Genomic DNA, 24,955 nt, shown 5'->3' on the forward strand with positions numbered 1-24,955 from the left:
TTAAAAATGCCTTATTACCTCAAAACGTTCTAATTTGTAATCCTCATACTCTCCTATACCTGCCTTATTTAAAGCAATTCTAATCTGTTCTTCAGGTGTATCTACTCCTTCTAAATTAGGTAATAATAATCCTTTTGTAAATCCCTTAGAAACTATAACTCCATACTTTTCTACATCTAGTTCTTCTATGGAGGAAATAGGCTCTGGTTCCTTTAATACATCCACTGAATATACTAACTCAGGTAATTCCTCTTCTCTAACAGGGTCAAACCTCGGGTCCCTTAATCCTGCACTAATGGCATTTTCTATTATCTCCATTGCAAGATTTTTTTGTGTAGGTTTTATAGTACCGATACAACCTCTTAACAATCCGTCCTTCTTCAAGGTTACAAAGGCTCCATGTGGATCATTTAATAGTTCTTCACTTAAACCTTCAGGAATTTTTATCTTTTCATTATGTTTAACATAATGTTCTAAGCTAGCTCTAGCTAACCTTACATATTCATCTTCACTTTCTCTAGCTTCAGCAATCCTTTCCTTTTCTATATGGATTAAATCTTCGAATATGTTATTTCTATTTTCCTTGTCCAATACGGAAAATTTAGCATTACAATATCCTATTCCAAAAGGTCCTTCATAGGATAAAACATCTGGTTCCACATTAAATCCATCTAAAAAACCAGAAAGTATCATAAGGGAACGAAGTCCACATTCCCCTGCCCTCTCGCTTAAACTTAAGTCAAAAGAAACTATGGATTTAAAATCTCCCTCTTTCAAAATATTCACTATTTTCTTATCAAATTTTTCCCCATAGGGAGAATAGGAATAGGGTCCTTCATCAGATAGTTTGTGGGATAAATCCCCACTAGCTATTAATACTACATTTTTCTCAGATTCCAATACTGAATCCTGGATTATCTGTCCAAATCTGTATAAATCCTTAGGTGGCAATAATCCATAGGTTATGTGGACAAGCTTATAATCATTATACTCTTTCCCCACAAAGTATAGAGGTACTAAAGCTCCATGGTCTAATTTTAAACTAATATTAAAATCCTCAGCCAAATTTTCATCTACTCTTGCAATAGATATATTTTGCTGATTGCTTTTTTCAATAATATTGTTTACCAATTCTAAATCGTTTTCAAATTCATAGTGCAAGCTTCTCTCTCCGAAATTTTTAAAATCTCCTTTTAAAATTTTCTTTGTAGATATGGATATGGCATCTCTAAATAAAGGGCCATGGGGAGTTATGGTAATAATAGTACTAGGTTTTTTATCCTTTATATCCTTGGCTAACTTTTTAGAACCTTCTATAGTTTCCTTAGCCCTTTTCTCTTCACCTCTCCCTATTTCCTCAACTATAATAGGAGGATGAGGAAATAGATATGCAGATAATATTTTACCCATTTTTTTCACTCCTTGTTTTTTAACATTCTTTTTAATCTTTTTAAAATCTCTTCGTTGGGAGTAAATAAAAAGCTTATCCTTCTATTATTGTCTATAAATTGTCCAATATATACATCTTCTCCTTCTTTATCGAAGGTAAAATTATATGTATATTTTTCATCTTCCTCTCTATAGGGAAAAATACCTATTAAATCAAAATAATCTATTCTAAGGATTTGAAATCTTCTTTTCCCTATAACTCGATGGAATGTCAAATGTTCTTTTTCCAAAGTATAGGAATATTTGGAAAAATACTTGATCAATATAAAACTACAACTTATTACAACCAAAAAAATAACTGATATATTAGCAACATAAGGAGAAAGTTCTTCTATATATCTGTTCATAATATATATAATAAAATCTATTAAGATAACAAATCCTATTATTACCGAAAATATTTTAATAAATGATTTTTTCTTACCTTCTACTATCTGTTCCATGGACAATCCTCCTTAATCATATTCTAAAGGAACAAAGGTATAATGGCAATCAAAAAAACAGATAAGCCTAGGCCTATCTGTTTTTATCTTTCCATTACTCTTCTTCTGAATTTTCTTCTGATTCTTCTCCTATTACTGGAACTTCGTCTGCATCTATTTCTTCTACGTCTTCTTCTAATTCTTCTAATTCTTCTTCTGATGTAGGCTCTACTAGACTTGCTATTACATCATCTGCTTCTCTGAATACAACGATGTCTTCGTTGGTAAATATGTCCAGGTCTGATACAAAAACAGGAGTATTGAAATCTATATTGGATACATCAACTTCAATTGATTGAGGAATGTCCATTGGTAAACATTCTATTTCAATTTCGTCTAATTGCTGCATCAATATACCTTCTTTTTCTTTAATATTATCCCTACCTGTTAATATGATAGGAATAGTTAATTTAACAGTCTCATCCATGTTAAGTTTTTGAAAATCTACATGTAGGTATTGTTTTTTAAAGGGATGAACTTGCACTTCTTTAATCAATACAGGTGCAATTTTTCCATCTAACTCTAAGTCTATTAAAGTACTCATTCCAGCACTTCTATATACCTTATCAAAAATGCGTGTATCAACTTGGATATGTTCTGTTTCTTCACCTTTACCATATAAAACTCCTGGAACAAAGTCACCTTGGCGAATTTTGCTAACTTTGTTTTTCCCAAGCCCTGTTCTTTTTTCTACTTGTATTTTAATTGCTGCCATGGGAATGCCTCCTTACTAAATATATTATCTATTATATTTATATCAGATATGGACAATATTTGCAAACAAAAGGACTAAATTACAAAATATTTTGTACTATTAATAGTAAAATGATACCTGGTATACCCAAAACACCAGCAATTATAGCAGTTAACGGATTGATTACTATACTTATTCCTATAAGACCACCTATCAAATTAACTATCAATAATAGAATCCCTCCTAAAACCCCATTTACTATTAATTTAATAATAATTTTTATGGGAATTACCAACAATATGCCTATAATATATAGTAAAAATAATCCGAAAACAAAAGCCAACACAGAACCAATCTCCATAATATCCCCCCCATTATACTTTCTATTATATAATAGGGGACAGGTGGTGTAAATATTACCTAATATTTCTTTCCTTTACCTTTTTTAATAGATAAATATATTTAATCTTTGATGCTTTCAATTCATATATGGCATGGTCTACCAAATCTGGATCTGTTACAGACTCAAAATATACTTCCTTGTTTTTCCACTCCTCATGAGCCTTTTTTAAATTTTCTAGTATTTTTTCTTCTTCTGTCTTTTCTTTTGTTTTGAACTTTTTGGACAATATATTAGCATATTCTATTACCCTTTGAGCTTTATCTTTATAATAATTCTTAGATTTATCCATCAAAATACCCCCATGTTTTTAATATTCTTATTTTTTCCAAAAACATAGGGGTTTATACTATCTACTACACCATCTACTACATCTTCTATTCTTTTTCTTGCAGACTACCTCTTCAGAATTACAAGAAGGACATAGGTTTTTATCCTTTATATAATTAATTTCATAGGTTTTATTACACTTATTACATTTTAGCTCACAAAAGCTAAAAGCAAAATTTCCCCCTTTAATATTTATAGCCAATCCTTGAGTTAAAGCTATTGCTATTTTCTTTCTAGCACTATCTATTATATTTTGGAAGGTTTGCCTAGATACCTCCATTATATCAGCACATTCCTGTTGAGTTAACCCTTCCATATCTTTTAGTCTTATAGCTTCTAATTCTTCTAGCTTTAATCTTACCTCTTCAATCTCTTGGTTTTCCTTACCTGAAGGCATAAAATACGTGGTATCAGGGAAAAATTCTATTTTCCTACATTTAATTGGTCTTGCCATATGAATTCCCCCAAATACATTTTAAGTTAAGGAACTTACTATTTTACTACCAATTTCCTCAAAGGTTTTCTTTACTTCTTCCGTTAATTTTGAATTCCCATTTATAGAAATATTAGCTATATCCTTAGCCATAGGAAGTTCTCCCAATAGTTCTAAATTATTATTTCTTAAGAATTCAAAAGTATTTTCACTTTCGAATATTCTAATCTTCTTGCCACAATCAGGACATTTTACATAACTCATGTTTTCTACTACGCCAAGTACAGGTGTATTCATCTTCTTAGCCATATTTATAGCCTTTGAAACTATCATGGAGACCAAATCTTGAGGTACCGATACCATGACTAATCCTGATATAGGTATAGACTGCATAACCGTTAAGGCCACATCTCCTGTTCCCGGAGGCATGTCTATGATGAGATAATCTAAATCTCCCCATAGAACATCGGTCCAAAACTGTTGCACCACTCCCGCAATTAATGGACCTCTCCATATAACTGGTTGGTCTTCGTCTTCCATTAGGAGATTAAGGCTTATTACCTCTATTCCATTAAAAGTAGTAACAGGTATAATGCCTAATTCATTTGCAGTAGCCTTATCTTTGTTGATATTTAAAAGCCTTGGAATACTTGGACCTGTAATATCTGCATCCATTATCCCAACTTTAAATCCCTTTTTATTCAATTCTTCTGCAATCATTACAGAAACTGTAGATTTGCCAACTCCACCCTTACCGCTCATTACCCCAATAATCTTTTTGACTTGATTAAAAGGATTGTTTTTCACGGTACATGTATTTTGTTGTTCGGTACTACAACTATTCTTTGATGGACAGTTATTGCAATCAGCCATGTTTTTCATCCCTTTCTTGAACTTATTGGCATATGCCAATATAATTGTACCCTTATTTAAATTCTCTGTCAATAAGGAAGTATTTTTCACTACCAATTTTTTATTACTCTCTAATCCTGTTTAGAAATATATAATTTTTCTGAACTATCTATAGTTGCTAAATAAACATCTTCGATATGATTAATATGTTGAATTGATAGATTGTTTAAGAGCCATTCTTTATCTACTCCTGATTTGATTAAATTTTCTTCGAAAAGTTTACCATCATTGATAATAACTAATGGCAAATCTACAGGTTTGGCATACAATTTTAAATCTAAAGGGGTTACTGGTCTGTTGACTTCATTTTTAATAATACTGAATTGCCCATTGGGCTCTAAAATAGTATATTTTACCTCAGAAATATCAAATATATTCTTCAAACGTAATTGGGCTAAAAGTAAGTCTACATTTATATAATGTTTTTTTAAATTATTTCTTAAAATTTTGCCATTTTCTATTAGGATTACCGGTTTCCCATTAAAAAAGAAGGAAAACTTTCTACTTTTAAGTGATATGAGACTGAAAAAATAATGCCAAAATATTAGTGTCACTAGAGGAACTATCATATAGGTAAAAGATATTTCCCCATCCAATAGAGGAGATACGGTAATAGCTCCTAATATCCATATTAACACAAAGTCATAATGGGTCAGTTGATTTACAGCCCTTTTAAACATAAATCTTCCTACTATAAAAGCTATAACTCCTACTATTATAGTCCTAATTAAATATGATAATAATGAAATGTCTTTTACTACTCCAAATACTTTTAACATATAAACTCTCCTACCTAATAATATATAAATCTTTTCTAGGAGTTAAAATTCCTATATAGATGCTATCAATTTTATCAATATTGTTTAATTTAAGCTGGTGGTCAATCCATTCATAATTCAATCCATTTTTTTTAAGAGTGATTTCGTCTACTTTACCTTTATAAATTATGATTTGTGATAAAACTTCCTCTGGTGTTTCTATAGCCATCATCTTTCTTGTTATAGGAAGACTGTTATTATTAATAGCCACACTAAACTTTCCCGTAGATTCAGCTATTAAATATTCTACGTCTTGGATACTATGGACACCATTTTGTCTTAATATTGAAAACATATTATCTATGGTTAGTTTTGCTTTGGATAAATTTTCTTTTATAGGTTTACCTTTTTTTATTAAAATAATAGGTTTTTGCGAGACAATAGTAGGTGCCTTAGTATATAGATATGAAATAAATAGATTTATCAATGTATATAATATAATTATGCCTGCAGCATCTACAAGCCTTCCTTTAGGACTAACCATCCTAGCTGCAGCAATATGACTCACACCTGCTGCCATCAAAAAATTATATGGAGTCAATATTCCAGGTTGTCGAAAGCCCATTATTTTTGATGAGCCAAATAAAAAGAAATATAGAATTGAGGCTCTAATGAACAATTCTAATATACTTAAAGTTTTTGCTTCTAAAAATATATTTTTTAGATGCACTTGCTTATCACCACCTTATTAAAAAAGATTATCGTTAATATTTATTTACAATAATCAACATCTTTATGTATAGATTACTGATAAAATATAAATTTTTACACATACTAAGTTAAGAAAATTATATTTGTAATTGGAGGAGAACTATATGACGGTAGTAAATAAAATTCAACAGGCCTTAGTTAGTGCTCAGGGGCTTTCTGCCCAATTAAAGACATTTTCTATGGATACAGAGGATCAGCAAGCAAAACAAAGTTTTAGTCAATTAGCACAATCAGCTGAAAATATAATGCATGAACTACAAAGTAGGCTTGATTATTTACAGTCTCAAGAGCCTCAGTATAGGCAACAACAATAGCATGTTTAATGCACAAAATCCTTTCCTGCAATATTGGTACTTCTGGAAAGGATTTTGTGTTTTCCATTATTTTATTATTTTTGTAACATCTTCTTCAATTCCTTCACCTTAGGTACCTTGCCAACGGATTTAACTTCTCCATCTATTACTAGACCTGGGGTACTCATTACTCCGTAGCTGACTATTACTGCTAGATTATCTATCTTTTCTATTGTACCCTCTATCTTTAGTTCCTTTAATGCAATTTCTAAATTTTTCTCTAATTTTTCACATTTAGAACAACCAGTGCCTAATACCTTAATTTCCATACTGTATTCACCCTTCCTATATTAATAGTGATGAAAAGCCATTAAGTCCATATCCTACGATTATTATTCCAAAAGTTACAATTGCTACAAAGGTGGCTAATAGCCTTGGTTTTACTACTTTGCTTAGCATAACCAAAGATGGAATTGATAAAGTTGTAACTCCCATCATAAAGGAGATCACGGTACCAATGCCTACTCCTTTGGCAATTAGAGCTTCTGCTATGGGGATGGTGCCAAATATATCTGCATAAATTGGTATACCAATAAAAGTTGCAATTAATACTGAGAAGGGATTTCCTTCTCCTAATATTCTTTCTATAATGGATCGGGGAACCCAGTTATGGATTCCTGCTCCTATAGCTACTCCTGCTAATATATAAGGCCATACTCTACCCACTATATCCCTTACTTGAGATTTGGCAAATTCTATTCTATCTTTACGGGTCATAGTGTCTATTTCAATATCTACATTCTCCACACCCCATACATAAGATTCCACATACTTTTCCATTTTTAATCTATTGATTAAAACCCCACCAATAACTGCTACTACTAGCCCTACAGCTACATAAACTATTGCAATCTTAGTGCCAAAGAAGGACATTAATAGCATAAGGGAGGCTAAATCTATCATGGGGGATGATATTAAGAAGGAAAAGGTAGCTCCTAAAGGTAATCCTGCTGACACAAAACCTATAAAAATGGGTATGCTGGAGCAAGAACAAAAAGGAGTTACAGTTCCCAACAATGCTCCAAATATATTCCCCTTTAGTCCTTCAAACCTGCCGATAATCTTTTTGGTTCTCTCTGGTGGAAAATAACTTTGTATGAAGGATATGATGAATATCATCACTGACAATAATATGAAAATCTTTATGGTATCATATATGAAAAAGTGAACACTTCCACCTATTCTAGTTTCCATTGATAGTCTAAACACCTTTTCAACTAATAGCTCAACTAAATTCCACAGCCATTTCATCTTCAATAGCTGATTGTTGAGCCAAGAGAATATACTCATCAAAATCACCGCCTATTTTATTTACATATATTTGCCAATTCAATATATTTGGCCGCTGCCTTACTCTTTTCTAAATCCAACTTCAATACTGGATAATTTGCTACATTGTTAACTATTTTTGTTAGTATATCTTCAAACAGTTTATCCTCTAAATTTAATGAATAGAAAGTATATTGCTCCTTTTTTTCATCCTTTACCAATCCCATATCCCTAAGTCTAGCTAAATGTTTGGATATATTAGGCTGAGATATGCCAGTAATTCCAGTAATTTGACATACGCAAAATTCATTGTGATATAAAAGCACCATTATTCTAAGTCGAGTTTCGTCAGAAAGCAATTTAAAATAATTTAGTAATTTATCCATTTAACTCTCCCCCTATCTTAATATCATCTTTTCCCCTATTATTTCTTCCCAAGTGTTAAATATAGGTCTTATTATCTGAGGTCCTACTTTAGATATAATAACCAATTGAGAGCTTTCTTCTCCTTTATCCGTTGGTCTATAATCTATCCTTTTACCTACTACATCTACTTGATTCCAACCATCTTCCAATTGGAAAAATCCTTTTACTCTATAACAATCCTCTTTTATAGTATCTATAAATTGGGTAAGCTTTTCTTTAGTTAATTTACCTTCATAGGTTAGTATTAGAGTTTTAGGTCTGTTTTCTGGAGTATTGGTACTGTCTTCTACCCCAAGCCAATCTTCTTCTAAAAGGTCTTTTCCCAAAAAATCATAATCTATTTTCCCATTTATAGATTCTATAATATCTACTTTAGGGTTTATCTCTTTTATTTTTTCCTTTACCTTATTTAGTTTTAATTCATCTATTAAATCTACTTTACTTAATACTGTTAAATGGCAAAATTTAAGTTGTCTTTCTACTGTTTCTATATCTTCTATCTGGTCTAAAAAGTTAACCCCATCCACTATACAAATGGCTCCACTATATTCGTATACATCCCCTTTAGCTGCCTTTACAGCTTCTAAAAACTCTCCTATATTAGACGGGTCAGCTAGGCCTGAGCTTTCTACAAATACATATTCCATATCTCTATCTGCCATCTCTACTAAAGCGGATACAAAGGAAAGTTGTAAACAAGAGCAAAATATTGAACCTCTGTTTATCTCCACTAACTCCATACCTTCCTTTTCGATTATAGTTCCGTCTATGCCTACTTTACCGAATTCATTCATTATTACTGCCACTTTTTTACCAGTTAAATCCTTTAAAACATTGGTTAAAAAGGTAGTCTTTCCTGCACCTAAAAAACCTGTAAGTAAATATAATTTTGTTTTATTTGCCATATATATTCCTCCTTGAAATTGATTTAATATATTATATACTTATATGCCTATATGGGTATATATGTATAATACCTTTGTTATTGTAATTTGTCAATAGTTTAACACTAATTTTGAAATTTATTTTTTAAATAAAACCTCCTATATAATATCTAATTAGACATTATATAGGAGGTTCGGAAATCTCCGACTTTTATAGATTTATTCTCTCATTCTAACCCTTATTTCTAAAATACTCCAAAAAATCACCAGGTAAACATTTTGCGTATTTTTTAAATACTGAAATAAAGTATCTATAATTACTAAATCCTACATCAGAAGCAATTGTATAGATTTTTCCCTCCCCTGTTTTCATATAATTGATTGCTTTTTGAATCCTATATCTATTTACAAATTCATTAAAAGTATAGCTTGTCTCTTCTTTAAACTTCTGATTTAAATAGGTATCACTCATTCCAAGAGGTTCGACTAAATCTTGAATACTTATTTTTTTACTATAGTTTTCCTCTACATACTGGAGTAAATAGGAAACGTGCTTGGATACCTTAGGTTTATTTTGAACAAAATCTATTGGGAGGACTTCTATATCTTCAATATCTACTGAACTTTCTTTTAACATTTCATATTGTTTTCTCAAGCTGACCTGCTCTTTAGCTCTTTCTAAAGCTTCAAATAACTGACTCTGATCTACTGGTTTTAGCAAGTACTCACTAACCCCTAATTTAATTGCTTTTTTTGCAAATTCAAATTCATCGTAACCAGATATTATGATGGCACTATAAATTGAATCATTTGCACTTTTCTCAAGCATAGTAATACCATCCATTATAGGCATAGTAATATCTAGGATTACAATATCAGGTTCTAATTCTTTTATTTTCGCTAATCCTTCCCGCCCATTAGCAGCTTCATCTATTACTATACAATCAGATTTCAGCCAATCAAATGTATAACGAAGTCCCTTACGAATCATTTCTTCATCTTCCACAATTAAAACCTTATACATTTTCATCTTTCCTCCTATAAGGTATAGTTATGTTAACTTTAGTGCCTATTCCATAATGGCTTTCGATTTTCAATCCATAATCATCTCCATATAATAACACTAGACGACGATGAACATTATAAAGACCAATATGTTCCGTCATGTTAGGTGATCTTTTCAATAGTTCTCTAATTGCATTAAGTTGTTCATTAGTCATTCCACTTCCATCATCTATTAATTCCAATATTAAGTTTTCTTCTGCTATATATCCCTTAATATCTATATTCAAATTATCCTTTTCTTTATAACCATATTTAATGGAATTTTCTATTATTGCCTGTAGTAATAGCTTTGGTACTGGTGCATTTTTAACTTCCTCAGACACGTCTATTGTATAATTTAATCGATCCTTAAATCTAATCTTATGCAATTTTAAATAATCTTCTATATAAGCCAAATCATCGATAAACAAAACATTCTCTTCTTTGTTTTTAATACTATAACGTAATAATCTAGAAAGTGTCATAATGATGTCCTGGGCTTGATTTTGATCAATAATTATGGTATAGCGTAAAGTTTCTAATATATTAAAAATAAAATGGGGATTAAATTGAGCTTGAAGTTGCTTAATTTCCTTTATACGTCTAATATCAGATAATTCTTTATTTTTCACCATAAGCTCATTTAACCTATCCAACATAATATTATATTGATTAGCTAAAATTTCAAATTCATCACCAGTGCTAATATGAACATAGGAATCCATATTACCTTTTTGCAAATCATAAACTGCATTTAATAGTTTATCTATCGACTTAGTGTTTTCAGAGGACATTCTATCTGCTAAATATCTCATTAGTATGTACAAAAATAGAGTTACCACCATAGTAAACATTCCATAGAAAATAAATATGGCTTTATTGTATCCCACGGAATTCAATGTATATATATAAATATTAGAAGGATATAAATGATTCTTATTCATGTGATATTTCCCATCTTTTATCTTCACATATCGTTTCGAATCTGTATATTCTGGAGTAAATTTGTTCATCAATCCCTTGACAATATTGTTGGTAGAAGCTATGATTCTATCATATTGATCTGCAATTACTACAACCTGGGCTTCCTTAACAAAGATTAACTTTTGTATATCCTCTTCATATAACTGGTAGGTAATATATCCTATAATTTCATCCCCTTTATATATAGCTCTTCCAAAAGTATATACCGTATATCTATCATGAGAAAATTTAATCTTATTGGTTTCAGTCAAAGTTTTTGTAGGTTCTTTATTAATACGCGGTACTATATTTTTAAAAATAATTTCATCTATATATGGATCTGACTGTGTAGTGTAAGCTAACAGAACACCATTTTTGTCTATAATATGGAATGCAGATTTAACCTTTTGTTGATTATTAAATTTATAAAATTCTTCATAAACAAGATTACTGTTCAAGCGGCTATCGACAAAATCAATTACAATGTCTGATTTAGCCATCTTTTCTATTTCATTATAATAGCTATTGTATACATCGGTAATCATTTGCCCTATAATAACTCCTGCCTTATCAGCACTATTAACAACCTTTATCTTTGCTGTAAAAAAAATAAATATAAGAAATAAAATATATAGAATCAAAATAGGTATAAATGCATATTTTAAAAAAAGGTATCTTATCTTATCCTTAAAATTATTATTTGTTTTCTCCAATTCAATTCTTCTTCCCTTCCTTTAGATATGCTTATTATAGCATATTCAATAAATGATAAACAACTTTGGCATCGTTAAACCAAAGTTGTTTATCATCTTTATATTATCTATTACATTGTAATTTCTTTTTCACCTGTGAGCCTAAAGAATATCAACAGTGAAACAACAGTAATTATTGTTAATATAGTTGCTAATGCTGCTGCAACTCCATAGTTGCCACGGATTACTTCTGTGTATGTTGCAATGGTCATAGTCCTAGTTTTACCAGTATATAGTATTATGGATGTGCTAAGTTCGGATATAATGGTTACCCAACTTAGTATAGCTCCTGAAATAACACCTGGTAACATCATTGGTAATGTTATTTTAAAAAATGTTTTTATATTAGACGCACCTAAACTTATGGCTGCTTCCTCCACACTAATGCTTATTTGATGAACAATTGCAGCACTAGACCGTATTGTATAAGGTAAACGTCGTATTACAAAGGAAATTATCATTATAAAGGCAGTTCCACTTAATAATAGGGGTTTTTTATTAAAGCTTAAAAGGAGTGCAATCCCTAATATAGAACCTGGTACTATATATGGAAACATAGTAAATATGTCTAATAAATTTGTCATTGCATTACGTCTTCTAACGGTAACATATGCTATTAATATAGCAAATAAAACCACAAATAATATGGATATTCCCGACAAATAAATAGTGTTTATGATTGTATCTCCCACCTTTGAAAAGGCTGTACTATAGCTTTTTAAAGAGAAACCTTCAACAAATACCCTTCCTGATGTATTGAGGAAAGATGTATATATAACTGTAACTTGTGGAAGCAGTGCAATAATTGTAAATGCATATACATAGATATGAGCTAAAACATTTTTTATACCTTTTACATTTTTTGCTTCAATTGGATGTAAAGCACTCATTTGAAATGCCTTTTTGTTGGAGATATACTTTTGTAAAAGGAATATTCCAGTAGCAAATATTATAACTATAACAGATATAGCTGCTGCTAATCCATCATCTCCACCTACTTCACTAATGAATTCATTAAATATTAATACTGGAACGGTTCTAAATCCTTCACCAATTAGCATAGGAGTACCAAAATCTGCTAATGCTCGCATAAATACAAGTAAAGCACCGGCTAATAGTGTAGGCATAATTAAAGGAATGATAACTTTAAATATCTTTTTTACACCTGTACAACCCATACTCTCTGCAGCTTCCAACAAAGAATTATCTACATTTTTTAATGCCCCTGAAAGGTACATATAAATTAACGGAGTCAATTCAAGGGTTAATACTAATAAAATGCCTGTAAATCCATAAATATCCGGGATTGTGATATTGAAGCTATTTTTTAAAAAATTAGTAACAACCCCATTTCTACCTAATAATAATATCCAAGAATATGCTCCTATGAAAGGTGCTTGCATTGACGATATTAATATTAATATTTGAATTGCTGATTTACCTTTTATATTAAATGTGGTCATTATATAAGCTAAAGGTGTAGCAAATACAATAGTTAATATTGTAACCCATGTTGTAACTTTAAGGCTATTGGATACTGAACCATAATAGTATTTTTTGCTAAAAAATTGTTTGAAATAGTTTAATGAAAACTTCCCTGTAGTTGGATCCCCAAAACTCTTTATTAATATAGTAAATAGAGGAAAGACAAGCATTAATATATATAGTATCAATATAACAAGAGTAATAACAGACCAAATATCCATCCTTCTCCCTTTAGCTAACATGGTTTACAACTCCCTCTGTTATATTTAGCTCACTTTCCTTATCAAATACATTTATCTTCTCTTTTTTTACTCTTAGACCTATTTCTATTCCTGGTTCAAGAATTTCTCCAATAGTTGATTCTTGAATAATCTCTACTCTGTCCCTTGATTCCAATTCTACAAAATAATGGGTATTCAATCCTAGGAACATACTACTAACAATCTTAGCCTTTATTCCTAATCCATTTTTATCAATAATAAATTCCTCTGGTCTTACGGAAATCTTTACTGGAATTTCTTTCCCTTCATCAGGTGTAATATTCAAATTGTCCATGGTTACTTTATAATCATTATCAAATTCCAATATTATTTCTTCATTTTGAACTATTAGTTTACCTTCTAATATATTGGTTCGACCAATAAAAGTTGCTACAAATACATTGGAAGGCCTTTGATATATATTTTGAGGTGTTCCCACATGCTGGATTACCCCAGAATTCATAACCGCAATTCTATCGGATATGGCCATAGCTTCTTCTTGATCATGAGTTACATATATAGTTGTAATTCCTATATCCCTTTGTATGTCCTTAATAGCATTACGCATCTCTATTCGTAATTTTGCGTCTAAATTTGATAAGGGTTCATCCATTAAAAGTACATCTGGATGGATTACGATTGCACGGGCTAATGCCACCCGCTGTTGCTGTCCTCCAGATAAGTTTTCAGGCAATCTATCCTTAAATTCGTAAATCTTTACAACTTTTAATATATCATCTACCTTTTTATCTATTTGATCCTTTGGTAATTTACGATTTTCTAAACCAAAAGCTATATTCTTTTTTACAGTTAAATGGGGGAATATAGCATAATTTTGAAAAACCATTCCTATATTTCTATCCTTTGGAGACACATTATTTATTAATCTATCATTAAAATATATTTCTCCACCTTCTATACTATTAAACCCAGCCACCATTCTTAACAAAGTAGTTTTCCCACACCCTGAGGGTCCAAGAAGGGTAAAAAATTCACCCTTCTTGATGTTTAAAGATAGACCGGGAATAACAGTATTATCTCCATATCTTTTAATTACATTTTTAAAATCTATAGAAATACTCAAATTATTCACCTTCTAACTATCTATATTTTGCTATTGTAAGCTTGTAAATATTTCTATATATCTTTCTACTATTTCTTGTTTATGTTCATTAACATAATCTACATCTTCTTCGATTAAATAGATGTCTTCAAAAGGCGTCATATGATCTCCTAGTTCAGCGTCCTTTCTTAGTGGTCTAGTAGTTAATTGGGTTCCGAAAGCGTCTTGTGCTTCTTTAGATATTGTGAAATCTATAAATTTCTTAGCATTTTCTAGATTTTTAGAACCTTTTACTATACCAGAAGTTGCATTTAAAAATACTGTACCTTCTTTTGGATATACTATTTTTACAGGTGCACCATCTCTTACATAGGAAGCTGATGGGTCTTCATAGGTTAGAGCAACAACATATTCGCCATCTGCAACAGATTTGTGAGCTGCTCCAGAACCACTTGCTATTTTACCATCCATATTTTCTACTAATTTAGTAACATAATCCCAACCTTCATCAGATGTATAATCTCCACCCATTGCTAATAACATATTTGTAAGTTGAGCAAAAGCTGATGATGAACTGGCTGGATCAGCACCAGCTATTTTACCTTTTAACTCAGGGTTTAATAAGTCTTCATAACCTTCTATTTTTATATCGCCGATAAGGTCTGTATTTACAAGTAAACAGCTTCCATCAGCAATATAGGAAGTTGTATATCCTAATTTGTTTTGAGCGCCTTCCACTAAATACTCATCATTTGGGGAAACGTATTCCTCAAACAAATCAGCATATTGTACAAATTGTGAATGGGAACCTCCAAACATTACATCAGCATATGGATTTTCCTTTTCTGACTCAATACGTTTTAGTAATTCACCTGTTCCTGCACTAATTAATTCAACTTTTATTCCAGTTTCTTTTTCAAACATTGGTATGATTAGGTTAATAATGTCTTCACTATTAGGTGAATAGACTACTAACTTGTCAGATGAACCCCCAGCAGTATCTGTTTTGCCGCATCCAACTAATGAGCCTATTACTAATATTGAAACCATAGCTAAAACTAATACTTTTCTTTTCATTATATATCCTCCTATTCATATTTAATAAATATCATCTATATATCATTTTATCTGAATAATATGACAACTTAAATGCCAAAAAAAATAAACATTGTCTAAAATACGCAACAGAAACACCAACTTTAACTAATATTCCTAAGCTAGACTTGGGTGGTTGAAGACCAGGGTCTAGAAAACTTAAGGTAGCTTCTGCAAAGATGCCTCTAGGCACTGTAAAGGTTCTTTTAATCTATTTATAGCATATAAATGAATATATATTAAACCTTCGTAGATTTTGTTATAAGAGGTGGTTTTTTGAGAAAAAAAGGCTTTGTCTATGGTTCTATTTTATTGGTCATAGTAAATTTCATTATACAGATTATCAACTTTACTTATGATGTAATGTTGTCAAAATTTCTGGGGGCAGAAGCCATGGGTTTATTCCAAATGGCCATGTCCATTTTGATGATTTTTTTAATTATTTCTACTGTTGGCATTCCAACAGCGGTATCCAGGTTGGTAGCAGAACAAAATTCACGAAAAGATCAGTATGCCATTGAAAAGATTTTGAAGGTAGCTTTGCTCTTAACCCTATCTTTATCAATTATATTTAGTTTAATTATAATCCTATTTAGAGAAAATATTGCATTAAGAGTATTTAGAGATGAAAAAATGGTTTTAGCCTTATATCTTTTAATTCCAGCTATTGTAGTTATATCTATAAGCTCTATTTTAAGGGGATATTATTATGGATTAAAATTGATAATGATTCCAAGCATTTCACAGATTATTGAACATGTAACTAGATTTATTATTATATTGGCATTCCTCTATTATATTTGCCCTATTGAACCCATATATGGGGCATTTATTGCAATTGCTGGAATTACTGTAGGAGAAGTGTTCGATTTAATATGGCTAATTTTTATGCTTAAGCCTTGGAAAAGAAAGAGTATATACTTTAAATCCAATAAAATCCATACAAGTTCAATTGTAAGACAAATCTTGCCAATAGCACTGCCTATAGGAGTATCTACATTATTGAATGTTATACTTAGATTTATTAATTCCATATTGATACCACGAAATCTTATGAAAATAGGATATACAAATAGTGAGGCAGTAGCAACCTTTGGTAGGATTACAGGAATGGCTATGCCCTTAATTATGCTCCCCTTTATTGTAACATCAGCTATGGTAATAAACCTAGTTCCCAATCTATCGGAACAGATGGCATTGAAAAACTATAGAAATGTAAGAAATAATATTATATTTTCCATAAAAATAACTTTAATGGCAGCTATGCCATTAACGGGGTTGTATATTTTCTTTTCTGAGCCTTTAGGTTTTTTCCTCTATGGGGATTTAAAGGTTGCCCAATTTATCAATATTATGGCCTATGGAACCCTATTCATGGCATTACAACATACTTTTTCAGGAATACTAAATGGTTTAAATAGACATATAATAGTTACCCTAAATAGGCTATCTGGTATGATTATTCAAGTATTAGCTATATACTACCTAGTGGGAAATCCTCAGTTTGGAATCAATGGCTTTTTCATTGGGTTTTTGCTGGCAGGTATTGTTACCTTTATTTTAGATATTATGACCATTAGAAGGGTGATTAAATTAAAAATTAATTATATTGACATATTTTTCAAACCTTTAATGGCCACTACTATTATGGTCTTGGTTATATACAACGTAGTAAAACTGTTCTGTGGATATAATTCTAATAATATATTCTCCTTTCTCTTTAGTTTAGTAATAGGTACTCTAGCCTATACTATTGTTCTATATACTACCAAAGCTATCCCTAAAAGTTCATTTAAGAAATTAATAAGAGGATAAACTAGAGGAAGAAATTTTATCTTCTCCTTCTATCCTCTACCTCTCCTATGTCTATGGCCACCTCTATTACAAGGAATGCATTTATCCCTATCTAATTCACATAATATATAATCTCCACCTTCTATTCTTAAAATCTTTCCATTTACTATGCTATCAGCAACTTTTTGTTTTGCTTCTGAGTACATCCTTTGAACGGTGGAACGAGCTACATCCATCCTTTCAGCACATTCTTCTTGTTCAAGGCCTTCCAAATCTATAAGACGAATTACTTCATATTCCTCTACAGATAGAATTATTGGTTCTCCAATATAATCACTATTTACTGGTCCAAATGCTTTATAGTTAGGTAGCCCACAAACTCTTCTTCTCTTTCTTGGTCTAGCCATTCTTTTCATCTCCCTTCTCATATATTTTACCATAATAAAAGGATGAGTTCCCCCATCCCTTCATTATTATTCATCAAAACTTTCTAGTATCTCTTCTATTTCACTTAATCTAGATTTTAAAAATGTTTTTTCATTTTCTAATATGGCTTTTTCTTCATCTACACTGATAGGATAATCTCCCCAAGCATCATATCTTCCAAATCCTCTACCGTAACCATAACTCATTCTTCTAGCACCATATCTTCTGACACCACAGTATCCTCTTCCCCATCCCGTCATTGGTCCCATTCCCATAGGACCCATACCATTTCTTCTAGGCATAATATTCCCTCCTTTCGTTTTGGGTTTAAACCCATTAATTATATTGTACATAGTTTTGGGTATATGTCAATAACTTTTTTAAAAAAAAGCCAATATGATATTGGCTTTTAGTTACAATGGCCTTCATGGCTATGTTCTTCACATACTGACTCAGTAGACTTTAGTTCTCCTTTTAAATAAGCATTTATTACATCATCACAAGGGCCTTCTGCTCCTACGATAACATCTATTCCGTTATCTATAAATAATTCCTGAGCAGTACCTCCCATTCCACCAGATATTATCATATCAATTTCTTGTTCCTTTAAAAACACGGGCAGAAAACCTGGCCTATGGCCCGGGTTTGGAACAAATTCACTATTTAATACCTTATCCTTTTCTATTTCATACATGGTAAATCCTTGACAATGTCCAAAATGTCCACTTACATTTTTTCCTTCTGAAGCAATAGCTATTTTCATCAAAATACCTCCTAAAGATTAATATATTTTTCTTTTATGGTCTTCCACATCTCTCTTATAGCAAAATTGGCTTTACTATCCTTATAATATATTATGGATTTTAAACTATTAATAGATTCTACAATCTTTTCATCAAAGGGAATTTTACCTACTAAAGGTATCTCCTTTTCTTTACAGTAGTTCTCTATTTCTAAAGACATTTCTTCATTAATATCGTATTTATTTATGCATACTAAGGAATCTATGCCAAAATGCTCTGTTAATTGATGGACTCTAATGAAATCTTCCTCCCCTGATTTGGTAGGTTCTGTTACAATAAGTACCAAATCATTGTTGGTAATAGAAGCTATAACTGCACATCCAACACCAGGAGAACCATCTAATATAGTTATCCCAGATTCTGGTTTAAACTTTTCTGCCTTTTTCCTTAGACGGGATACAAGTAATCCTGAACCGTCTCCTCCTATTTCCATATCTGCTCTAAATATTTTACCTATTGGAGTTTTAGTTTCATATATATCTGCAGTTTTTTGTTTTACTAGACTAATGGCATCTACTGGGCAAATTATCTGACAAGCTCCACAGCCTTCACATTTTAAAGGGTTAACTTTTCCCATATCAATAGCATCAAATTTACATACTTCATTACATTGACCGCATTGGATACAAATATCCGAATCTACTTCAGCTATATGGTTCCCAGAAAAATATTCTTTATCTAAATCTTCTCCATCATAGTATAAAAACATATTGGAGGCGTCTACATCAGCATCTATACTAATAGAACCCTTTTCTAACTCTGCTATGGATATGGCAATGGTAGTTTTGCCTGTTCCTCCCTTTCCACTAATTATGCCTAATTTCATAGTAGTTCCTCCTCTATTTTCTCTTTAATGTGAAGAAAAGCTTCTTTATATTCTTCATTGTCTAATAGAGTTTTTCCCTTTGAATAACTTATTGCTATTTCCTTTTTATAGGGAATATGTCCTAGTAAATTAATATTTTCATCTTCAATATATTTATTTAAATATTGGTTTTTCTCATCATATTTATTTATAATTAAACCAAAGGGAATATTAAAGGTTTTTACCAACTCTACAGCCATCTTCAAATCGTGTAGTCCAAAAGCTGTTGGTTCTGTAACCAATATAGCCCTATCAGCATAATGTAAAGTATTTACTACATTACAAGAAGTTCCTGGGGGACTGTCTAATATATTTATTCCATCTACTGGTAGATCTGATAATAATTCTATTAATATGGGCACAGCCATAGGCTCTCCAATATTTAATATACCTCTTTTTAGAATCATTTCAGCCTTTTTCCCTTCTTCAATTATACCTGTGGTTCTTTTCCTATATGTGATGGCTCCTGTAGGACAGCCCAATCCACAAGCCCCGCAACTGTGACATAGTTTGTCAAATAATATAACTCTATCTTTCCCTTTTGCTAATGCGTTGAATTTACAAGCCTTTACACAGGCTCCACAGAGAGTGCATTTTTCTTTGTCTATATCAGGTACTTCTATTTGGACATCTTTAGCTTTAGTTTCTTCTGGTTTTAGGAATATAAAGCCATTAGGCTCTTCCACATCACAGTCTATGTAGTTTGCCTTCATCAACAAAGCTAAATTAGTGGAAATTGTAGTCTTTCCCGTTCCTCCTTTCCCACTTAATATTACAATGTTCATTTAATGTCCACCCTTTCTAGAAGGACCAGATTCTTTAATCTCTTCTAACTTTCCTTCTCTGTACATTTCAATCAATAATTTACAGGAAATGCTTTCCCCTTTATACATTTTTATATTAGAACTTTCTAAAAGGGTAAAAGCATTGGGTCCAACATTTCCGCTTATAACTATTTCCACGGATTCATCTATTAGTTGTTGTGCTGCAGCAATACCAGCACCTCCACTAGAACTTTCACCTTTATTTTCCGTGGCTTTAAATTGATCTGTATCTAAATCATAAATAATAAAATAGGGACTTCTTCCCAATCTTAAATCCAAATTACTATCTAAATCCTTGTCACTTGATGACAATGCTATCCTCATTTCATCTCCTCCAATGTTAATGTTATTGGCATATGCCAATTTGATTGTACAATTATTTTTCCCTTTTGTCAATAATAAAAGAGTCAAGATTTTAAACCTTGACTCTTTTATTATTGACTATTTACTTGCTTCCTCTACACTCCACTCTTCCCAAACCCTACCAACTAATCCTGGATTTGGTTTTAATGTTTTCTTGCCTGGTTTCCATCCAGCTGGAGTAGCTTCAGTTCCCTTAGATTCCCTTACTAATTGGAATGCTTGAATTTGTCTTATAGTTTCATTTATATTCCTTCCTACTGGAGGAGTAAGTACTTCAAAACCTTGAACTATTCCATCTGGGTCGATTATAAATCTACCCCTTGTTTCTACTCCACTGTCTTCATCATAGATGCCATACTTTTTCCCTACTGTTCCATCTTGATCTGAACCCATTGGGAATGGAATATCTCCATCTATCATCTTGGATAATTCGTGTTCGTTCCACATTTTATGAACAAATACACTGTCAACACTAATGGATATAACTTCTACTCCTAATTTTTGTAATTCTTTATATTTGTCAGCAACTGCTGATACTTCAGTAGCTCAGACAAATGTAAAGTCTCCTGGATAGAAACATAGTAATACCCATTTACCTTTATATTCGGAAAGGCTTAAATTAACAAATTTTCCTTCATAAAAAGCTGGTATGGTAAAATCTGGTGCTGGCTTTCCAACCTTAATCATATTATCTTCCTCCTCAATAATTAATTTTTCTTCTGTTTTGCTCTCTTCAACTAAATCTTTTTTAATTGCTGGTCTTTGACATCCTGCTTTGAATTCTTCTGGCACAAAAACACCTCCTGTATAGTTAATTCTTATCAATTTTGTAACTTTGATAAGAATTATCTATAATTATTTTACCCTTTTATTATGGGCATAAACCATAATTAGTTAAACTAATAACAAAAAAATAAATATAATACATCCACAAATACAGTTGTTTTTGACTTTGATTTTGAATTAATTGCTTATGAAAAAGGTCGTCGTAATAGAAATATTCAAGAGGCTAATCTAATAATAGAGGTGATACTATTATCTTTTGTATAATAGCTAAGGATAATTTAGGTCTTAATTATAGATTTACCGTTGAAGGATGGGAGATTAGCAATGAGGACCAAATAAAACATCTACCATTAGATATAAAATATGGAGAGCCAGAAGTGTTTTAGATAAATTATGAGTCAGAAATTTATTTCTGACTCATTTTAAGTATTCAAGTATTCCCTTTTTTATAGCAAAGGCTAATTTCTCCTTGTATTTTTCATCTTTTAGTAACCTATTATCTTCTATATTGGTTATAAACCCTGCTTCTACCAGTACTCCTGTATATTTAGTTTCCCTTAATATGTAAAAGTTCTCTGTTAATACTTCAGAAATTAAACTATTATCCTTTAATAGCCTTTCATATATATGCAAATCTACTGATTTAGCAATACTATCTGCTAACTTTTTCCCTTCTTCTGAATCTGGAAAATGATATATTTTCACACCTCTAGCAGAGGAGTTTTTGCTGGAATTTACATGGATACTAATAAAAACCAAAGGTTCGTTATCATTAATTATGGTTTGTCTTGCATTTAAATCACGCCTATATCTAGATGAATTAATATCACTTAAATCTTCTAAAGATTCATCCTTTTCCCTAGTCATAATTACATTGAATCCTTCCACTAATAGCTCTTTTTTAAGCTTTATCCCAATATCTAAGTTGATATCCTTCTCTAAAATATCCTTTCTATCTCCAGTACCTCCATCTATACCCCCATGACCTGGGTCGATTACAATTGTTTGTTTTGCTCTTCTGTAATTAAATATCTTTGAGGCCTTAGAGTTTTTCAAAACTACTAACCCTATAATTATAAGAAATATAAAAATCATGGAATATAGAATCTTTCTATTCAATTTGATTACATAAATTTTTGGTTTTCTTTTCATTTTTCCACCTTATAGAAGAATTGTATTATACCTACTTTATAATTATTTTATATTCTAATATTATAGAACAAAAAAGAAAAAAAAGAGATTTTTCTTTATCCAATTTTCTCTTTATTTTTATTGATTATTATTGCATCATCAGAGGGAAAGAGCCTTGATATATTATCGGAACTTACTAATTCTTCATCGAATTTTGATACATTTATAAAAGGTTAAAAACTGGGTTTTAGCCCAGTCTATCCTTTTGACTTAAGTAATCTTTAATAGCATTTCTTAAAGCTTGTACTCCAAGATTAGAACAGTGAAGCTTATTTTCTGGTAATCCATCTAATGCTTCAACTATATCTTCCTCTTCTATTTTAAGTGTTTCTTCTATAGTTTTGCCTTTAGCAAGAACAGTAGTCATACTAGAAGTTGCTACAGAGGCGGTACATCCAAATACTAAAAAGGATATATCTTCTATAATATCATCTTTTACCTTTATATATATGGTCAAAGAATCTCCACAGCTAGGGTCACCGTAAGTACCTATCCCATCATAATCTACCATACTACCCACATTATGTGGTGCCATAAAATGTTCAATAACCTTAATCGAATACTGAGAATACATAAGTCTCACTTCCTATTCATAAAATTAATATCACTTTTAATTATAACATTTTTATCATTAGGGATAAATATTAATCAGAATTTCTAACATCACTTTTTTAAATATATTTATGAAGATACTCTACATCTCCTAACTATTATTAATATATTCTAATGATAATACAAATAATAATCATGTAACAAATTATTAGTTTGGAGGGATAATATGAAGATTAGAGGTTATTTTGGGGATTTAAAAACAGCTAACGAAACTGTAAATAGACTTAAAGAATCAGGCTTTCAAAAGGCTTATGTAGATGCCAATGACCACTATATTGGAAATAGAGATGTAAAGACGAATTTAGCAGGTACCGCTGGTGGAGAAAGTCTCTCTGATTTAGTTCTAAATTCAGGCTCAGATAATGTTGATAGAGGAAGCTCTCCATTGGCTGCAGCCAGCCCAATGGTAAGTGGTATGGCAGGTTTTGAGGAAATTGCGGATATTAACTACTGTGTCTTTGTTGAAACAGAGGGAAATGATTCTATGGGAGCAGAAGACATAATAAAGAACATGGGTGGAACTCTAGAAGACCCTAATGTTAGTAGAAATAAAGCCATTGCAGGAGCAGATATGGTTATAGAAAAAGCTATTAATCAGATTAAAGATGTAGATTAAAAAAGGGCTGTTTCAAAATAATATTTTGAGACAGCCTTATACTTGTTCATGCATTTAGTCATTAACTAAAACTATTACACTTCCATTTCTTTATATTCTTTTAAAAAATCCACTAAAATATCTATTGCTTCCTCAAAGAATAGATCTCCTTTCTCTTTAGTAGCAAAAATAGGATTACCATTAATGCCGCTTTTGGTTCTCATTTTACCTCTTATATTAATAATTCTCCTTCCATCAACTATTGTATTAATAGAAGATTGACTATATTCTTCCACTGCCTTATCCATTTTTACTAATTCTGGTCTTGTAGATAAAATTAAAGATGTTTCAACTTCATCACCATGTCCACCTTTTTCTTGCTCACATACTTCTTCTTCAAGATTGGCCCATATTTCTCCAAAATCAGTTATTGCTAGATATATACCAAGTTCATTGTGCAAATCCGACGATAATAATTTAAGGGGAGTTTGTGTACTCACACCAACATCTATTATAAGAAATTTTTTTACCCCTTTTTTAGCAAAAGGTCTAATAATGTCAGCTATTATATCCATGAATAATCTACTATTTATTGACACGCTGCCAGGCCAATCTACAAATGCTGGATAATAGCCAAATGGTAATGTAGGTAATAATACTAAATCAAATTTTTCAACAATTCGGTTTGCTATTTCTTGTACAGTATAATAATCACTACCGCAAGGAAGATGTGGTCCATGTTCTTTGATAGCTCCACCTATAGGCAATGCAATTATTGTATCTTCGTTAATTATTTTTTCTGCTTCTTCATAAGTTATTTCTGATAAAATAGTACCTTTCATAAATTTTCACCCTTTCTTCAATATAGTATAA

The 24,955-nt window shown here is 31.2% G+C and carries 31 protein-coding genes; 3 read left to right on the forward strand and 28 right to left on the reverse strand.

What is annotated here, in order from left to right; translation table 11 throughout:
- The 9 genes from amrA to C3E90_RS00440 all read right to left on the reverse strand — a co-directional run bounded on the left by amrA (nt 1) and on the right by C3E90_RS00440 (nt 6,188).
- Nucleotides 1–1,410, reverse strand: a complete 1,410-nt coding sequence (gene amrA / locus C3E90_RS00400) for an AmmeMemoRadiSam system protein A (protein ID WP_236913567.1) — start codon at nt 1,408–1,410, stop codon at nt 1–3.
- A gap of 5 nt (nt 1,411–1,415) precedes the next feature.
- Entirely contained in the window at nt 1,416–1,892 is a 477-nt protein-coding gene (locus tag C3E90_RS00405) for a hypothetical protein (protein ID WP_236913568.1), read from the reverse strand.
- A 94-nt stretch (nt 1,893–1,986) separates the two neighbouring features.
- Nucleotides 1,987–2,646, reverse strand: coding sequence for a 50S ribosomal protein L25 (locus C3E90_RS00410; protein ID WP_236913569.1), 660 nt, complete (start codon nt 2,644–2,646; stop codon nt 1,987–1,989).
- A gap of 79 nt (nt 2,647–2,725) precedes the next feature.
- Nucleotides 2,726–2,986: a pro-sigmaK processing inhibitor BofA family protein gene (locus C3E90_RS00415; protein WP_236913570.1), complete on the reverse strand. Its 261-nt coding sequence runs from the start codon at nt 2,984–2,986 to the stop codon at nt 2,726–2,728.
- Between the two features lie 55 nt (nt 2,987–3,041).
- Nucleotides 3,042–3,317, reverse strand: coding sequence for a DUF2508 family protein (locus tag C3E90_RS00420; RefSeq protein ID WP_236913571.1), 276 nt, complete (start codon nt 3,315–3,317; stop codon nt 3,042–3,044).
- Between the two features lie 57 nt (nt 3,318–3,374).
- Nucleotides 3,375–3,809: a DUF134 domain-containing protein gene (locus C3E90_RS00425; protein ID WP_236913572.1), complete on the reverse strand. Its 435-nt coding sequence runs from the start codon at nt 3,807–3,809 to the stop codon at nt 3,375–3,377.
- 21 nt (nt 3,810–3,830) lie between these two features.
- Nucleotides 3,831–4,661: an Mrp/NBP35 family ATP-binding protein gene (locus C3E90_RS00430; protein WP_236913614.1), complete on the reverse strand. Its 831-nt coding sequence runs from the start codon at nt 4,659–4,661 to the stop codon at nt 3,831–3,833.
- Between the two features lie 110 nt (nt 4,662–4,771).
- Nucleotides 4,772–5,479, reverse strand: coding sequence for a YetF domain-containing protein (locus C3E90_RS00435; RefSeq protein ID WP_236913573.1), 708 nt, complete (start codon nt 5,477–5,479; stop codon nt 4,772–4,774).
- 10 nt (nt 5,480–5,489) lie between these two features.
- On the reverse strand, nt 5,490–6,188 hold the full coding sequence (locus C3E90_RS00440) for a YetF domain-containing protein (protein ID WP_236913574.1): 699 nt from the start codon (nt 6,186–6,188) through the stop codon (nt 5,490–5,492).
- A gap of 145 nt (nt 6,189–6,333) precedes the next feature.
- On the opposite strand from C3E90_RS00440, the gene C3E90_RS00445 reads away from it, so the two are divergent.
- Complete coding sequence (locus C3E90_RS00445; RefSeq protein ID WP_236913575.1) at nt 6,334–6,543, forward strand: DUF1657 domain-containing protein; 210 nt, start codon at nt 6,334–6,336, stop codon at nt 6,541–6,543.
- A gap of 74 nt (nt 6,544–6,617) precedes the next feature.
- On the opposite strand, the gene C3E90_RS00450 is transcribed toward C3E90_RS00445, so the two are convergent.
- The 9 genes from C3E90_RS00450 to C3E90_RS00490 all read right to left on the reverse strand — a co-directional run bounded on the left by C3E90_RS00450 (nt 6,618) and on the right by C3E90_RS00490 (nt 15,805).
- The gene (locus tag C3E90_RS00450) at nt 6,618–6,851 is read right to left on the reverse strand and encodes a thioredoxin family protein (protein WP_236913576.1); all 234 of its coding nucleotides are present in this window, start codon (nt 6,849–6,851) and stop codon (nt 6,618–6,620) included.
- 16 nt (nt 6,852–6,867) lie between these two features.
- Nucleotides 6,868–7,872 (reverse strand): permease, encoded by a 1,005-nt coding sequence (locus tag C3E90_RS00455; RefSeq protein ID WP_236913577.1) that lies wholly within the window; start codon nt 7,870–7,872, stop codon nt 6,868–6,870.
- Nucleotides 7,873–7,889: 17 nt separating this feature from the next.
- Nucleotides 7,890–8,237 (reverse strand): ArsR/SmtB family transcription factor, encoded by a 348-nt coding sequence (locus tag C3E90_RS00460; protein ID WP_236913578.1) that lies wholly within the window; start codon nt 8,235–8,237, stop codon nt 7,890–7,892.
- 12 nt (nt 8,238–8,249) lie between these two features.
- Nucleotides 8,250–9,182, reverse strand: a complete 933-nt coding sequence (locus C3E90_RS00465; protein ID WP_236913579.1) for a CobW family GTP-binding protein — start codon at nt 9,180–9,182, stop codon at nt 8,250–8,252.
- 211 nt (nt 9,183–9,393) lie between these two features.
- A complete protein-coding gene (locus tag C3E90_RS00470) occupies nt 9,394–10,191 on the reverse strand; it encodes a response regulator transcription factor (RefSeq protein WP_236913580.1) in 798 nt (265 codons plus the stop codon).
- Nucleotides 10,178–11,881, reverse strand: coding sequence for a sensor histidine kinase (locus tag C3E90_RS00475; protein WP_236913581.1), 1,704 nt, complete (start codon nt 11,879–11,881; stop codon nt 10,178–10,180). Before C3E90_RS00475 ends, C3E90_RS00470 begins: the two co-directional genes overlap by 14 nt.
- A gap of 110 nt (nt 11,882–11,991) precedes the next feature.
- Nucleotides 11,992–13,647, reverse strand: coding sequence for an ABC transporter permease (locus C3E90_RS00480; protein ID WP_236913582.1), 1,656 nt, complete (start codon nt 13,645–13,647; stop codon nt 11,992–11,994).
- Nucleotides 13,637–14,749 carry an ABC transporter ATP-binding protein gene (locus C3E90_RS00485; RefSeq protein ID WP_236913583.1) on the reverse strand — a complete coding sequence of 371 codons (1,113 nt, stop codon included), beginning with the start codon at nt 14,747–14,749 and terminating at the stop codon, nt 13,637–13,639. The genes C3E90_RS00480 and C3E90_RS00485 overlap by 11 nt, the downstream gene beginning before the upstream one ends.
- 30 nt (nt 14,750–14,779) lie before the next feature.
- Nucleotides 14,780–15,805, reverse strand: coding sequence for an ABC transporter substrate-binding protein (locus tag C3E90_RS00490; protein WP_236913584.1), 1,026 nt, complete (start codon nt 15,803–15,805; stop codon nt 14,780–14,782).
- Nucleotides 15,806–16,099: 294 nt separating this feature from the next.
- On the opposite strand from C3E90_RS00490, the gene C3E90_RS00495 reads away from it, so the two are divergent.
- Nucleotides 16,100–17,638 carry a putative polysaccharide biosynthesis protein gene (locus C3E90_RS00495; protein ID WP_236913585.1) on the forward strand — a complete coding sequence of 513 codons (1,539 nt, stop codon included), beginning with the start codon at nt 16,100–16,102 and terminating at the stop codon, nt 17,636–17,638.
- Between the two features lie 29 nt (nt 17,639–17,667).
- On the opposite strand, the gene C3E90_RS00500 is transcribed toward C3E90_RS00495, so the two are convergent.
- From C3E90_RS00500 to C3E90_RS00540, 9 genes are all read right to left on the reverse strand, one after another.
- Nucleotides 17,668–18,024, reverse strand: coding sequence for a DUF134 domain-containing protein (locus C3E90_RS00500; RefSeq protein WP_236913586.1), 357 nt, complete (start codon nt 18,022–18,024; stop codon nt 17,668–17,670).
- A gap of 66 nt (nt 18,025–18,090) precedes the next feature.
- Nucleotides 18,091–18,345, reverse strand: coding sequence for a DUF5320 domain-containing protein (locus tag C3E90_RS00505; RefSeq protein WP_236913587.1), 255 nt, complete (start codon nt 18,343–18,345; stop codon nt 18,091–18,093).
- Between the two features lie 107 nt (nt 18,346–18,452).
- A complete protein-coding gene (locus C3E90_RS00510; protein WP_236913588.1) occupies nt 18,453–18,806 on the reverse strand; it encodes a NifB/NifX family molybdenum-iron cluster-binding protein in 354 nt (117 codons plus the stop codon).
- An 11-nt stretch (nt 18,807–18,817) separates the two neighbouring features.
- Nucleotides 18,818–19,672, reverse strand: a complete 855-nt coding sequence (locus C3E90_RS00515; protein WP_236913589.1) for an ATP-binding protein — start codon at nt 19,670–19,672, stop codon at nt 18,818–18,820.
- Nucleotides 19,669–20,496 carry a nucleotide-binding protein gene (locus tag C3E90_RS00520; RefSeq protein ID WP_236913590.1) on the reverse strand — a complete coding sequence of 276 codons (828 nt, stop codon included), beginning with the start codon at nt 20,494–20,496 and terminating at the stop codon, nt 19,669–19,671. Before C3E90_RS00520 ends, C3E90_RS00515 begins: the two co-directional genes overlap by 4 nt.
- Nucleotides 20,497–20,859 (reverse strand): NifB/NifX family molybdenum-iron cluster-binding protein, encoded by a 363-nt coding sequence (locus C3E90_RS00525; RefSeq protein WP_236913591.1) that lies wholly within the window; start codon nt 20,857–20,859, stop codon nt 20,497–20,499. It abuts the gene before it with no gap.
- A 117-nt stretch (nt 20,860–20,976) separates the two neighbouring features.
- Complete coding sequence (prxU, locus tag C3E90_RS00530) at nt 20,977–21,690, reverse strand: thioredoxin-dependent peroxiredoxin (RefSeq protein ID WP_336512985.1); 714 nt, start codon at nt 21,688–21,690, stop codon at nt 20,977–20,979.
- A gap of 411 nt (nt 21,691–22,101) precedes the next feature.
- Nucleotides 22,102–22,836 (reverse strand): N-acetylmuramoyl-L-alanine amidase family protein, encoded by a 735-nt coding sequence (locus C3E90_RS00535; protein WP_236913592.1) that lies wholly within the window; start codon nt 22,834–22,836, stop codon nt 22,102–22,104.
- 226 nt (nt 22,837–23,062) lie between these two features.
- Nucleotides 23,063–23,449, reverse strand: a complete 387-nt coding sequence (locus C3E90_RS00540) for an iron-sulfur cluster assembly scaffold protein (protein ID WP_236913593.1) — start codon at nt 23,447–23,449, stop codon at nt 23,063–23,065.
- A gap of 204 nt (nt 23,450–23,653) precedes the next feature.
- Between C3E90_RS00540 and C3E90_RS00545 the strand changes: the two genes are divergently transcribed.
- A complete protein-coding gene (locus C3E90_RS00545; protein WP_236913594.1) occupies nt 23,654–24,103 on the forward strand; it encodes a hypothetical protein in 450 nt (149 codons plus the stop codon).
- A gap of 74 nt (nt 24,104–24,177) precedes the next feature.
- Here C3E90_RS00545 and C3E90_RS00550 read toward each other — a convergent pair whose 3' ends face one another.
- Nucleotides 24,178–24,924 carry a creatininase family protein gene (locus C3E90_RS00550; RefSeq protein WP_236913595.1) on the reverse strand — a complete coding sequence of 249 codons (747 nt, stop codon included), beginning with the start codon at nt 24,922–24,924 and terminating at the stop codon, nt 24,178–24,180.
- Between the last annotated feature and the right edge of the window lie 31 nt (nt 24,925–24,955).

It is taken from the genome of Clostridium sp. Cult2, from assembly GCF_021655075.1.
GTDB lineage: Bacteria > Bacillota > Clostridia > Tissierellales > Tepidimicrobiaceae > Schnuerera.